General features: G+C 53.9%; 15 protein-coding genes. 2 read left to right on the top strand and 13 right to left on the bottom strand.

Features of this window, described 5'->3' with window-relative positions; all coding sequences use genetic code 11:
- Positions 1-17: 17 nt before the first annotated feature.
- The 13 genes from AC097N_RS02495 to AC097N_RS02555 form a co-directional block, all read right to left on the bottom strand.
- Positions 18-854: a metal-dependent hydrolase gene (locus AC097N_RS02495; RefSeq protein WP_479579137.1), complete on the bottom strand. Its 837-nt coding sequence runs from the start codon at positions 852-854 to the stop codon at positions 18-20.
- 147 nt (positions 855-1,001) lie between these two features.
- A complete protein-coding gene (locus tag AC097N_RS02500) occupies positions 1,002-3,071 on the bottom strand; it encodes a sodium-translocating pyrophosphatase (RefSeq protein ID WP_479579138.1) in 2,070 nt (689 codons plus the stop codon).
- 217 nt (positions 3,072-3,288) lie between these two features.
- Positions 3,289-3,912 carry a recombinase family protein gene (locus AC097N_RS02505; RefSeq protein WP_479579139.1) on the bottom strand — a complete coding sequence of 208 codons (624 nt, stop codon included), beginning with the start codon at positions 3,910-3,912 and terminating at the stop codon, positions 3,289-3,291.
- A 411-nt stretch (positions 3,913-4,323) separates the two neighbouring features.
- Positions 4,324-4,521 (bottom strand): hypothetical protein, encoded by a 198-nt coding sequence (locus AC097N_RS02510; protein WP_479579140.1) that lies wholly within the window; start codon positions 4,519-4,521, stop codon positions 4,324-4,326.
- A gap of 44 nt (positions 4,522-4,565) precedes the next feature.
- Positions 4,566-5,660: a zonular occludens toxin domain-containing protein gene (locus tag AC097N_RS02515; RefSeq protein ID WP_479579141.1), complete on the bottom strand. Its 1,095-nt coding sequence runs from the start codon at positions 5,658-5,660 to the stop codon at positions 4,566-4,568.
- A 55-nt stretch (positions 5,661-5,715) separates the two neighbouring features.
- A complete protein-coding gene (locus AC097N_RS02520; protein WP_479579142.1) occupies positions 5,716-5,997 on the bottom strand; it encodes a DUF2523 domain-containing protein in 282 nt (93 codons plus the stop codon).
- A gap of 2 nt (positions 5,998-5,999) precedes the next feature.
- Positions 6,000-7,415 carry a virulence factor TspB C-terminal domain-related protein gene (locus AC097N_RS02525; protein ID WP_479579143.1) on the bottom strand — a complete coding sequence of 472 codons (1,416 nt, stop codon included), beginning with the start codon at positions 7,413-7,415 and terminating at the stop codon, positions 6,000-6,002.
- Positions 7,405-7,737, bottom strand: a complete 333-nt coding sequence (locus AC097N_RS02530) for a hypothetical protein (RefSeq protein ID WP_479579144.1) — start codon at positions 7,735-7,737, stop codon at positions 7,405-7,407. The genes AC097N_RS02525 and AC097N_RS02530 overlap by 11 nt, the downstream gene beginning before the upstream one ends.
- Before the next feature lie 144 nt (positions 7,738-7,881).
- A complete protein-coding gene (locus AC097N_RS02535; RefSeq protein WP_479579145.1) occupies positions 7,882-8,088 on the bottom strand; it encodes a hypothetical protein in 207 nt (68 codons plus the stop codon).
- 124 nt (positions 8,089-8,212) lie between these two features.
- A complete protein-coding gene (locus tag AC097N_RS02540) occupies positions 8,213-8,443 on the bottom strand; it encodes a hypothetical protein (RefSeq protein WP_479579146.1) in 231 nt (76 codons plus the stop codon).
- A 2-nt stretch (positions 8,444-8,445) separates the two neighbouring features.
- Positions 8,446-8,769, bottom strand: coding sequence for a hypothetical protein (locus AC097N_RS02545; protein WP_479579147.1), 324 nt, complete (start codon positions 8,767-8,769; stop codon positions 8,446-8,448).
- A gap of 30 nt (positions 8,770-8,799) precedes the next feature.
- Positions 8,800-10,050, bottom strand: coding sequence for a replication initiation factor domain-containing protein (locus AC097N_RS02550; RefSeq protein ID WP_479579148.1), 1,251 nt, complete (start codon positions 10,048-10,050; stop codon positions 8,800-8,802).
- A 5-nt stretch (positions 10,051-10,055) separates the two neighbouring features.
- Positions 10,056-10,697, bottom strand: a complete 642-nt coding sequence (locus AC097N_RS02555) for a hypothetical protein (RefSeq protein ID WP_479579149.1) — start codon at positions 10,695-10,697, stop codon at positions 10,056-10,058.
- A 432-nt stretch (positions 10,698-11,129) separates the two neighbouring features.
- On the opposite strand from AC097N_RS02555, the gene AC097N_RS02560 reads away from it, so the two are divergent.
- The gene (locus AC097N_RS02560) at positions 11,130-11,399 is read left to right on the top strand and encodes a helix-turn-helix domain-containing protein (RefSeq protein ID WP_479579150.1); all 270 of its coding nucleotides are present in this window, start codon (positions 11,130-11,132) and stop codon (positions 11,397-11,399) included.
- Positions 11,400-11,440: 41 nt separating this feature from the next.
- Positions 11,441-11,977, top strand: a complete 537-nt coding sequence (gene ppa, locus AC097N_RS02565; protein WP_479579151.1) for an inorganic diphosphatase — start codon at positions 11,441-11,443, stop codon at positions 11,975-11,977.
- Positions 11,978-12,144: the final 167 nt, after the last annotated feature.

A 12,144-nucleotide genomic window follows, 5' to 3' on the forward strand; every position in this document is an offset into this window, starting at 1 on the left:
CGATGGTAACCCTGTTGTCACGCTGCGACGGGCGGTTTGGGGTTCACAACGGCGTACGTATCTGTGTGGTTTTGTAACCAGTTGACGGACAACTCGCTGGCCAACTGGTCGGGGTGAAAGTCAGTTTTTTTGTAAGCGCGCCAAGGCTGGTAGCTCAGCCGTACCATGCCTTGCCGGCCAAACAGAAAACTGGCAGCGCTCTTCCAGGTGCGCCATTGCCACAGCGTGCCATCCCGGTCAAGGTTGTTGATCGTCTGGCGCAAGAGGTCCAGCAAAAACAGAAGGGTGATGTGCTTGAACCACTTGATGCGGGAGGCGTCAGTGCCTCCGAGCGCGTGGTACAGGTCAAAGGCTGTGGATTTGTGTTCAGACTCCTCGGCGCTGTGCCAGAGCCACAGTGTTTGCAGTCGTGTCTCCGTGCCTTCGAACAAATCAGGATTGCGCAGCATCCATTCGGCAAATACGGCGGTGAAGTGTTCCGTGGCCGCGGTGATGGCCAACCAATGGCGCGGATGAAAGGTGCTCAGGCGCTGAAGCCTTTTTTCGGCCCGGGGAGCCCAGTGGTTGATCAGCCCATGTTTTTCAATCTGCGCGTTGAACAGGCTGTGGATGCGCCGGTGCGTGGCCTCCTGCCCGATAAAGCCCTGTGTTTCTGTTGCATATTTTTCTTGCTCCGCGGCAGGGAGAGTTTTGAGCCCAAGGCGCACAGAGTCAATAAAGAATTGCTCCCCCACCGGGAAGCTCATGGACAAGGCATTGAAGAGCGCTGTTCGAAAGGCGTCGCCACCGAACCAGTGGCGCAGCACTGGGGAGTCCAGGTCAATCAGCAATCGACGTACGACAAGTTCAGACATCGTCAAATCCTGGGGTGTCCAGAAAAGAAAGTGGATTCATGAAAAGTGACTATAGCTACTGATGTCGGGGTGTCAATAGAGTTCAATTGAGAAGAAAAAAAGCCCGCCAGAGCGGGCTTTGAGTTGAATCAATGCAAGTTGTCCCGGTCAGCCGCCGTGGATTTTCATCATCACCGGAACAATCAGCAGCGCCACGATGTTGATGATCTTGATGAGTGGGTTGATGGCCGGGCCCGCCGTGTCTTTGTAGGGGTCGCCCACGGTGTCGCCGGTGACGGCCGCTTTGTGCGCTTCGGAGCCTTTGCCGCCGTGGTGGCCGTCTTCGATGTACTTTTTGGCGTTGTCCCAGGCGCCGCCACCGGTGCACATGGAAATAGCCACAAACAGCCCGGTCACGATGGTGCCCATCAGCAAGCCGCCCAAAGCAGCCGGTCCCAGGATCAGCCCCACCAGAATGGGCACCACCACGGGCAAAAGCGACGGGATCATCATTTCCTTGATGGCTGCCGTGGTTAGCATATCCACCGCACGGCCGTACTCGGGCTTGGCCGTGCCCTCCATGATGCCCTTGATGTCACGGAACTGGCGGCGCACTTCCACCACCACGGCACCGGCAGCGCGGCCAACGGCTTCCATGGCCATGGCACCGAACAGGTAGGGAATCAGCCCGCCAATGAACAGGCCAATGATGACCATCGGGTTGCTCAAGTCGAACGTAATGACCTTGCCGTAGCTGTCGAGCTTGTGGGTGTAGTCGGCAAACAGCACCAGCGCGGCCAGACCGGCTGAACCGATGGCGTAACCCTTGGTGACCGCCTTGGTGGTGTTGCCCACGGCATCCAGCGGGTCGGTCACGTCACGCACGCTCTTGGGCATTTCAGCCATTTCGGCAATACCGCCAGCGTTGTCGGTGATGGGGCCGTAGGCGTCCAGTGCCACCACAATGCCAGCCATGCTGAGCATGGCCGTTGCCGCAATGGCAATGCCGTAGAGGCCTGCCAGCGCATATGCAGACCAGATTGCCACGCACACAAACAACACCGGCCACGCGGTGGAGCGCATCGAAACCCCCAGGCCGGCAATGATGTTGGTGCCGTGCCCCGTGGTGGAGGCCTGTGCGATGTGCTTGACCGGGGCGTACTGCGTGCCGGTGTAGTACTCGGTGATCCACACCAGTGCGGCAGTCAGTACCAGGCCCACGGTGCAGGCGCCAAACAGCTTCATCTGGCTGCCCGAGGCGGCAATCGCGTTGTCAGGCATCAACCACAACGTTACAAAGTAAAATGCAATGAGTGAGAGCACACCGGCCACGGCCAAGCCTTTGTACAGGGCTGGCATGACGTTTTTCATGCCTGGTGTGGCCTTGACGAAGAAACAGCCCACGATGGACGCCAGGATGGACACCGCGCCCAACGCCAGCGGGTAGACCACCGCGCTGGTGCCCGCACCCGTCACGAGCAGGGCGCCCAGCACCATGGTGGCGATCAGGGTGACCGCATAGGTTTCAAACAGGTCAGCCGCCATGCCCGCACAGTCTCCGACGTTGTCACCCACGTTGTCAGCAATGACGGCCGGATTGCGCGGGTCGTCCTCGGGAATACCAGCCTCGACCTTGCCCACCAGGTCAGCGCCCACATCGGCTCCTTTGGTGAAAATGCCACCGCCCAGGCGGGCAAAGATGGAGATCAGCGAGGAGCCAAAGGCGAAGCCGATCAGCGGGTTGAGCAGCTTGGCCAGGTTCATGTCAGGCGTCAGGTTGCCATTGCCCACCAGAAACCAATAGAAACCGGTGACACCCAGCAGGCCCAACCCCACCACGAGCATGCCGGTGATGGCGCCACCGCGAAAGGCCACATCCAACGCCGGGCCAATGCCTTTGGTGGCGGCCTGCGCGGTACGCACATTGGCACGAACCGACACGTTCATGCCAATGAAGCCGCAGGCGCCTGAAAGCACGGCACCCACCACGAAGCCGATGGCGCTCAAGGAATCAAGAAATAAATAAATCAGAATGGCCAGCACCACGCCCACGATGGCAATGGTTTTGTATTGCCGGGCCAGGTAAGCCGCCGCGCCGGTTTGAATGGCGGCTGCAATTTCCTGCATTCGCGCATTGCCGGCATCTTGGGAAAGTATCCAACTTCGGGCCCAAAAGCCGTATCCCACGGCAATGAACCCACAAATGAGCGCCAGAACCAGCGCTGAATTGCCTGTCATAAACATCTCCTGTCGTTGTTTCGCTGAGTAGGGGTGCAACGCAAGCGGCACCACCGCTGCGTTGCTTCCTCGCTGCGAAACACCAATGGAAAATTGATGCAGGCGATTGGCCAACCGATTCACTGTACCGTGAAAAATGAGAAATTCAGGGGGCAGCAAGTGGCGAGTAAGTAAAATCAGGGTTTATCCCGATTCAGGATGACAAAGATCAAAGGGACTATCGGCCCTTTATCTTTTGGCCTATCAGTTTTCCGATCACTGGTCTATTTCCGTAAACCCGTGGGTGTTCTGGTCTGGTGACCCGGAAAATGGCCATTTTTACGACATCATGGCTGACGTTGAATTTACGTGTCAAGTCGGCTTTTGTGACGCCAGAGGCCCAAAGGTCAAAGAGTTCAAGTTCCTGATCTGGTGAAAGTTTCTTTGGGCGACCCGGCCAACGGCCCAGTTTGATCGCCGCAACTTGTCCGGCAATGGAGCGTTCACGAATCAATGAGCGCTCAAATTCAGCAACACTTCCCAAAATATTGAGCATCAATTTTCCGGCAGGGCTGACGGTATCAATTGGCTCAGTCAGGCTTCTAAAGCCACAGCCAGATTTTTCTATTTGCTCCAAAATTGATAGCAAATCCTTGAGGCTTCGGGCAAGTCGATCAAGCTTGTAAACGATTAATAAATCATCTTTTTTCAGGACAGCAAGGAGTTTTCTAAGCTCAATTCGTGCACCGACTGAGCTCGTTTTTTCTTGATAGATGACCTGGACACCAGCTCGATTGAGTGCATCAATTTGAAGTGTCGTTTCTTGATCTGTAGTCGAAACACGGGCATAGCCAAAAATCACCAATTCCCCCTGAAGCTTATTTTTTTGAGGGCAAAGAATAACAGCCGTTTCGCTTCGCTACATGGGGCCGTGCCGCCCCATACCCCATACCCCCACCGCTAAAGCGGACAGCCTGCTATTCGCGGCTTTGGGTCCCCCATGTTTGTATCAAAAAGAGGAAATTTTCAACGAATTCTCAGGATTAATCGAAGAACGGCATAAGTGCAAACGCAAATAAAAACAGCGGCCAACAAAGTTATGACCGGATGCCATGAACGAGCTGGCGAAATTTTTGACGAAACAGAAAACTTTGACACAGGCGAAGACGAAGATTTAAGCGAACCGTCAGCATTACGCCCATCCCAATACCAATCCCGATCTTGCATTCCCATGAATCACTCCCTTTTATTTTGAAAGAGTGTAAATGGTGGATCAGCGCTTTCGAAGAAGCTGGCCGCTTATGAGTTTAGAGAAAACTTGAACTTTGGTCAAATTCTTAAACCGCATGAACTCATTCAAAGCGTCCACCAGATCGCGAGGCAGATCAACGGAAACCGTTACCGTGTCTTTTTTAGCGCGGTGGGCAGCAACACGAGCGGCAGGAGTTGCATGTATTTTTTGACGTGCCATAAATTACCCTTGAATCGTTACGTGTAACGGCTTGGCCATTGGCATCAATACGCCGAGTTCCTTCGGCCCTTTGCCATGAACGCTAGAACCTCAAGATCGGCAGCCGAGGCCGGAAGCGGTGGACCGCTGTAAAGCGGCAGCATGTTGGAGACATCAACGGTTTTTTGTCCAGGCAGTGAATAGCCCAATATCTTGGATTCACAAAAGCCGGGCTTGACGTCCACCGCAACGCCCTCAGCGTCAGCACAGACGCATTTTTTGCCGATGGACATGCATCCGGCCACCACCGAGGATTCGACAGGCCCAGAGGCCGCAGGGATGGCGGCAACGGCTACCACTGGAGCGGCTACGAGTGGCGCAGCAGGAGGTGTGGTGACGACTGAGACAGTCGTGGTGACCTTTGGAGCAGGCGCAGGAGCAGAGGCAATACCCTTACCGCCCATGGCACCCGCCATGACGCTGTAAGCCTTCGGAGCGACCACCACAAGGCCAACGATAGCCAGCACCGGGATAGCAACCCATGCGGGGATTTTCTGGCGTTGCTTGGTGTGGAGTTGGGAAGACTGATAGAGCTTGTAAGCGGACCGTGGATAGTTCCACATCGAGATCGCCGCCGACTTGGTGCGCGACGTGTCAGCCTGACAGGAGTCCCAATCGTAGATGACCGCACGTTGCATACCGAGCAGACGCCGAACGTGTTGATGACGGCCCACGAGACGGCGCACGTTTTGATCGAGCAGCATTGGGTTTTGCGTGACGATGATGAAATCAACACCCATGTGACGGTGGGTTTCGAGCGCCTTGATTTCACGCGGAGGCTTAGCACCCATACCGCGAGGACGCCACCAGCGTTGCACCTCATCAATGACGATGACGTCGCCGGGTTTGCACCAGTCCGGCCAATTCCAAACGCCGGAGCCGTCAGGAGCTGGCAGCAAATTGCCCTCATTGTCCTCAACCCCGGCAGTCATCATTTCATGCGGGATGACAAGACCTTTGATGCCATCGATGACCAGCCGACGGGGGACTAAGACACCGTCTTTGCCCTTGACTTTTTCAGCGGCGAGTTTTTGCAGAAGCGTGGAAACGGTATAGAGCGTTTTGCCTGATCCGGGGTTGCCGGTGACGAGATACAGCATTGTTTAACCTGGTCGATGTAACAGCGGCAGGGTTGCAGCTGGGTGTAACAACGGACTACTTGGTAATCCACTTTGTGGCCGAAGCCGCAGCCCACATGCCGACGCGAGACGTGAAGGCACCGGCAATGATTCCGAGGCCTTCAGGAACCCCAGCCAAACTGGCGAGGGCCATCACATCAGAAGGGATTGATGACCAGTTGGTTTGTGCGGCCTGAATCAAGGCTTGGAGCGCAGCGGTTACGCCGGTGAACGTGAGAGTGCCGATACCCAGCGCCAAAAGGACTTTGATGACAAGCGGACCAGCGGCAGCAAATAAAAATGATGCAAGCGTACCCATGATCAGACCCGGAAAGAGTCGGCCAAGATATACGCAGCAATGAACGTACACGAAGCCAGAATGATAAATTTGAGATACACCATGGCATCACAAACGGGCGTATAAGAAATGAAATACGTATGTCCGATAACGGAGAACTGAAGCGGAGGAATGCAGCCAGCAGCGGACGAAAAGGTTTCGGGAATCACGGTCACGTCGAACGTGTCTTTGCGAAGCTCAGGAGATTCAGGCGCGCCGAACTTTGCACAACCGATCGTATCGGGAGACCCTTCGCAAGGGTTGACGGTTTCTTTCGTCGAAGTCGTCGTACTGTTAGTGACAGCACCAGTCGAATTATTGGTGACCGAAACATTGGTAACAACGCTCTGAGCGACGTTTGATTTAACGGGCGTTTCCTTGTTGTAGGTGTAATTGTTCGTGGTCGTTGTTGTCGTGGTCGTGTTGGTGGTCGTATTGGTCGTAGAGGACGACGGACCGGGCTGACTCGTCGGGCCGGTCACATCGACGTCGGGCTCAATGCCGTTGCCGGATTGAATGATGTCATCAACCACGTGACCCGCATCACCCTGAACTCCGTGATATCCGTTTGAAAAATCAGCCTGCGACATAGTTACCAAACGTTCTTCCAAAGCGACCTGAACAAGAGGTGCAGTAGAAGGCTGAAATTTTGTGGGATCTTTAAACGTCGAACTCTTCGAACGCGGGGACTTAATCAAAATCTCATGCTTCGGAGAGTCGGCATAGTCTGAACACGTAGACACACGCTCCATAAAAATACGCATGTACTTCGGATCTTGGTCGTGAGGGGCAAAAGAAAAACTGTCAGTAGTCTTTCCGCCAGTGCAATTCGATGAGGTCGTTGCATACATATGACCGGGTTTCGAGTACTTCGAAAAATAGCCCTGCATGGCAGCCGCATAACCTGGATACAAATCCGCAGGGTCCGAGTCCTCATACGTGACGCCAACAGCGTTAATCGTCTGACATTCTTCCCATTGACCACCCGGAGCAAGCGACATAGTACCGCCCATGCCCCGAACACATGCATCGCTTAACAACTTAGAGACACCCGCATACAGCGCCAAATTGATAATTGCGGACGTCGGAGAAAGCAGCGCTTTAGCGATAGCTTTTGGCGTAAATGTAGATTTGAAATTAGCGGTCGGAGAGGGATTAAACGGTAAAGCCTTTTGACGCTGCAAGGTTGGACCAAGCGGATTAGCTTTCAGTTCGCCAGCAGCCCAAACATTGCCAGAGCCTTGACCGGGAAAGACATCAATTTTGCCGGTACCGATGTTCCAAACGAAGTCGCTCGATTTGCTCCATTCAACAGCGGCTACCGGAAAAGAAGCCAGAGCAGCAAGCAGTAGGACAGCGCCACCTGAAATTCGATTGAATTTGTCATTTTTAATCCCCATTGGGTTCACCCTTGAAAAGTTTCAGTAGTTGCTTGACGCCCCAGATCGTGGCAGCAGCAGCAAGAGTGACACTGAAGACGATGGCCTCAGCTTGCATGACATCAGCCCGGACGGTAGGCGGTGCCTGAAGCGTTGTACCGGCCTGTATCAGAGTCATTTGGCCCTTGAGTGCGGCCACATCAGCAGCACTGGCCGTGAGAGACGTAATCGCCGCACCTTGCGAAGTGTCGGAACTCTGCAAAGTCGCAAGTGCAGTGACGTCCACCTGCTCCAAAACAGCGACGTCACCGTTTGAAAAATTACACGGCGCTGGTGTAGACATCAACGCTATGTTGACAAGCTTTTTAGTACAGGTTGTCCCCGATGCATTGGTGCACACATAAGCCGACGTGAATGATTGACACCGCATAAAAACCCCTAATTTTCCAATGTCACCCGCGAGAGTGACATTAAAAAACCCGAGGGTTTAACGACCAAGCAGGCTCAGCACTTTTTTGACACCGTAAATAGCAGCAGCCATGCCGATCATCACAGCCAGCACAGCCAAAACAGCCGTTTGAGCGTCAGCAACGCCGGCAGTTGCGGCGGTGACGTCAATGGCAGCGTTAGCAGCACCAGTACCGACAGCAGCGGAGATAACAGCCAAGCGAGCGAAAAGTTGTTTGTTGTTCATGAAGAACTCCATTTGAATACCGGGAAATTCCGGTCCGTAGCCTTCGAGAAGAGGGCTAGAGACTGAAATTTCTAGACACCGCGCCTAATAGAACGAGAAGACGGAGGAACATAAAAGCCTTTGATCAGGTGGAGAGAATGGGGTAATCGTTGTCAGAACCGAGGCGATCAAGATCAACCAGCACCGGCATATCGTCATGGTCGCAATGATCTAAAACCCACTGATGAAGCGCTTCAGGGTCATCAATGACACCGCCACCCGCTTCACGCAAATCAGACACCCACACCGGTTGCCCGTCCTCAAGCGACGGACACAGGAATTTTCCCGTGGTCAGGGATTGGACGAGCAGACGCATAACTACGCAGCCCGAGGCGTGGCCGTCATCGGCTTGATGTCGATCAGAGTCAATTTGCTAGTGTTATCGGCACCGCTCACAACGTCGAAAACGACATTGCAAGTAACACCGGCAGCAGGCCACGAATTTTTCAAGTGAGCCCATTTTTCGAACTCAGTGGCGTCGCCAAATTTGAAGGGACGAGACACTGAGCCGAGGGAACGGCCAGCACCGTTTTCCGCAACGTCAACGTTCAGATGAAATGTGGTGCTGGAGAAGGGTTTGCCTTCGAAAACGCCAGCGCTTTCTTTGATGCCGGTGCAAAGGACTTGCGAATTGAGTTTCATGATTTTTTCCTAATTGCCCTTGATTGACGGTTACGCAAAAGCCGGGCTACAGCCTTCAACCGATGGAGACATAAACGAGTGCAGACGGTCCCATGCTTTGGAATAGCAAGACCGAACTTCAGTGTCTGAAAACTTGTCCAGGCGACCGGGTTTTTTACGATTTGTGACCAGTTCTAAAAATTGATCTTCAGACAAATATTTGAAAGCGGTGGCTAGCGTGGCCGAAGCGGTTTCGACAGCCCAACGAACGGACCTGGTGCACTCAGCAAGGACGGTTTCGGTCTGGAGGCGAGGCGCACATTTAACGGGTTCAGGGTTAACGATTTGGGCAGCTTTAAGAAGGGTCGAGGCATGCCAGTCCGAAGCGCCGGCGAAAAAATCAGCCGGACGACGGAGTAAGTCGGACGAGAGAACACGCAATTTATTGCCGTAGCGGAGTTCCACCCTGAGCCAGTCCGAGCCGGATTGAGGACCGAACAGTTGATGGCCCTTTTCGTAGCAGTTGGTTTGTTTTCCCGCTTCTTTCGAGCCGAAATAGAGGGATCGTTCTTTGCCGTTGAGCCAGTCGCCCACGCAATTCGACTTCAACTGCCGACCGCCCACATTACACAAACCCGCCTTGTATTCGCTGACGATAGAGTCAAGACCACCGGGGAGGCCGTCGAAAAAATCAAGAGCCAAATCAGCACGGGTGATGACGGCGGAACAGTCGTCAATGATGTCCGCTATGCGCTCAGACCAACCAATTGAAGCGAAGGTACAAGCCGCGCCAAAGAGGTTCACATGGAGCGTATTTGATTGGGCTTGCTGGCGTGGCTTATCACCACTGGCGAGGAAGCCAACCCAACCGCATTCAGATCCGTGACGTTCAATGCCCCAGCGGAATTTATAGAAGTCGTGGCCTTTTTTGAACTCACTGGAAACAATGAAATCTGGACCCAAGGCTTCGGCGGTTTGCGTGGCGAGTTCATAGGCTTGCGCGGAGGCGTCAAAGTCGCAATCTGGCAATTGAGAGAGCGTGCGTTTGATGTCATCACAGCGAGTCGCAGTTTCCCAAATCGATGTAGTTTTTGCTTCTACCTTTGGGAACAGATGATCGAGTGAGGCAGTGGGCGCATTGCGGCGCAATGTCGTAAAGCGAAGCCAGTCGATATGTACCGGGCTTTTAGTTGAATGACGTTCGGCCAGCAAACGAAGTTTGACTTCAGAACCATCAAGAACCAGCAAGCCGCCGGAAACTTTGCGGCCGGGTTTTGGAATTGGGGTCAGTGTTGAATTCATGAAAATCAACCAATCAGGCAATCAACCAGATCGATGTAACTATGCCGACGTAAACACCTGGTCGGTGTAACAACGTCAAGCATTTGGGTGGAAGTAACAGGAGCGCCACCGAAAGTAGCAATAGAAACGAGAAACTGAGCGAAGGGAAGAGGCGTTTTTTCTCTTTGAGCAAGCGAAAGGCTCAACGTGCGTCCACCAGCACGGTGTAACTGCACCGGAATAGCTGGAACAGAAGCGCGAAGCACACCACAGATATAAAGCCAAGTGGGTTTTGGTGCAGCATGGCCAAACCATCCCTGATCGACCAGAATGGTATACCCGCCCCATGAATCGACAGCACCGGGAATGGGAAGACCAGCAGCCGCCCATAGCTTGGAGGCGTGAGGATGTTCGAGGACACCACCAAAACGGCGAACGCAATCAACAGCGAACAGACCTAAAGCTTTTTCGTCGTGGCGCGGCTTTGCAAGGTGGGAAAGGCGACCCCAGCCACGACATGGAGGGTGAGCAACGACAGGATTAGGGCCGACATAGTTGCGGGCATCGCGCTTGATGTCGTAGACATCCTTGACCAGGTCGAAGTAACAGGAATCGGAACGAGCAAAGAGAACGCTAACTCCAGGTGGGTGTAACAAAGTCAAAGACATCAAATGCACTCCAACGCGGAGACGGTAGCTGAAGTTCTGTTATCCCCGTGATTACCATCGGGGTGCGCTTCGCGCGGCAAGGGGTCCGCGGCCGCTGCGCTACCGCCTTCGGACGCCCTGCCGCGCTGCGCGCTTTCGGCGCGGAGGGTGACGGCTTCGCGGAATTGGGCGCAGGTCTGGAGGGAAGCGGGTTCAGGCTGGACACAACCCAAAGCGCAGGGCTTAGAAGTGTCGGTTTTGGTGCAAAGGGACTGAGCAGCGAAAACAGCACAAAGGGTTCTTTGGGCTAGGTCGTGCGCTTTACGCGGGTTGTAGCGGCTGGTGACGTGTTGCATTTGCATGTTTTCGTATACAGTTCAGTTTTACGCATTTCGGTAATTACCGTTTTGCGTAATGTACACCAAATTACGCAAAAACGTAACGGAGCAAGCAATGAATGTAAAAGACTTGATCGATGCGGCAGTCAACGCAAGCGGAAAAGCTCAGTCCGAAATCGCAAAAGAACTGGGAATCCAACCAGCACGCATAAGCGAATGGAAATCCGGACAACGGAAACCCGACGCAAGCGAAATAGCATTTTTCGCAGACAAAGCCGGGTTTCCAGTGATTAAGACAGTGGCAGAAGTCGAAGCAGACCTACACCCACGATATGCCGAAATTTGGAAGAAAGCAGTAAGCGAGTTGCGGCAAAATCAGGGTTAATCCTTAGCACTTAATGATTTAACTCAATCCAAAGAACCACTATGTCCCTCGACAACGTTACCCCCGGCAGCAACGTCCCTGAAGCTTTCAACGTGATCATCGAAATTCCGATGAACGCGGATCCCGTCAAGTACGAGGTGGACAAGGAAAGCGGCGCTATTTTTGTGGACCGCTTCATGAGCACCGCCATGCACTACCCCACCAACTATGGTTATGTGCCCAAGACCATCTCGGGCGATGGCGACCCGGTGGATGTGCTGGTGATCACCCCGTTCCCCCTGATCCCCGGTGTGGTGGTGCCTTGCCGCGCGATCGGTATCTTGAAGATGACGGACGAGGCTGGCGAAGACGGTAAAGTGCTGGCCGTGCCAACCGACAAGATCCTGTCGATCTATTCCCACTGGAAGAAGCCTGAAGACCTGAACCAGTTGCGCCTCAAAACTATTGCCCACTTCTTTGAGCATTACAAAGACCTGGAGCCCGGCAAGTGGGTCAAGATCTCCGGTTGGGAAGGCCCTGAGTCTGCCCAGAAGGAAATCATGGACGGCATCGCCAATTACAACAACGCACAGAAGTAATTTAAGCCTTTTCGTGCTCCAGCCCCCGTTGAATAAGCGGGAGTAGCTATAAAAAACATAGCGTCTTCGGTGGCAACACCGGCAGGCGCTATTTTTATGGGCCGTCGGATCAGCGCCGTGGGTCGGGAAAGATCATGCCCCGCAAACCGCGTTTGCGCTCAAAGGGC

The organism is Rhodoferax sp. LS1R11, from assembly GCF_056521395.1.

Coding starts and splice junctions, on each gene's coding strand:
- AC097N_RS02495 (WP_479579137.1), bottom strand. CDS start 854: ATGTCTGAACTTGTCGTACGTCGATTGCTGATTGACCTGGACTCCCCA.
- AC097N_RS02500 (WP_479579138.1), bottom strand. CDS start 3,071: ATGACAGGCAATTCAGCGCTGGTTCTGGCGCTCATTTGTGGGTTCATT.
- AC097N_RS02510 (WP_479579140.1), bottom strand. CDS start 4,521: ATGGCACGTCAAAAAATACATGCAACTCCTGCCGCTCGTGTTGCTGCC.
- AC097N_RS02515 (WP_479579141.1), bottom strand. CDS start 5,660: ATGCTGTATCTCGTCACCGGCAACCCCGGATCAGGCAAAACGCTCTAT.
- AC097N_RS02520 (WP_479579142.1), bottom strand. CDS start 5,997: ATGGGTACGCTTGCATCATTTTTATTTGCTGCCGCTGGTCCGCTTGTC.
- AC097N_RS02525 (WP_479579143.1), bottom strand. CDS start 7,415: ATGGGGATTAAAAATGACAAATTCAATCGAATTTCAGGTGGCGCTGTC.
- AC097N_RS02530 (WP_479579144.1), bottom strand. CDS start 7,737: ATGTCTACACCAGCGCCGTGTAATTTTTCAAACGGTGACGTCGCTGTT.
- AC097N_RS02535 (WP_479579145.1), bottom strand. CDS start 8,088: ATGAACAACAAACAACTTTTCGCTCGCTTGGCTGTTATCTCCGCTGCT.
- AC097N_RS02540 (WP_479579146.1), bottom strand. CDS start 8,443: ATGCGTCTGCTCGTCCAATCCCTGACCACGGGAAAATTCCTGTGTCCG.
- AC097N_RS02545 (WP_479579147.1), bottom strand. CDS start 8,769: ATGAAACTCAATTCGCAAGTCCTTTGCACCGGCATCAAAGAAAGCGCT.
- AC097N_RS02550 (WP_479579148.1), bottom strand. CDS start 10,050: ATGAATTCAACACTGACCCCAATTCCAAAACCCGGCCGCAAAGTTTCC.
- AC097N_RS02555 (WP_479579149.1), bottom strand. CDS start 10,697: ATGTCTTTGACTTTGTTACACCCACCTGGAGTTAGCGTTCTCTTTGCT.
- AC097N_RS02560 (WP_479579150.1), top strand. CDS start 11,130: ATGAATGTAAAAGACTTGATCGATGCGGCAGTCAACGCAAGCGGAAAA.
- ppa (WP_479579151.1), top strand. CDS start 11,441: ATGTCCCTCGACAACGTTACCCCCGGCAGCAACGTCCCTGAAGCTTTC.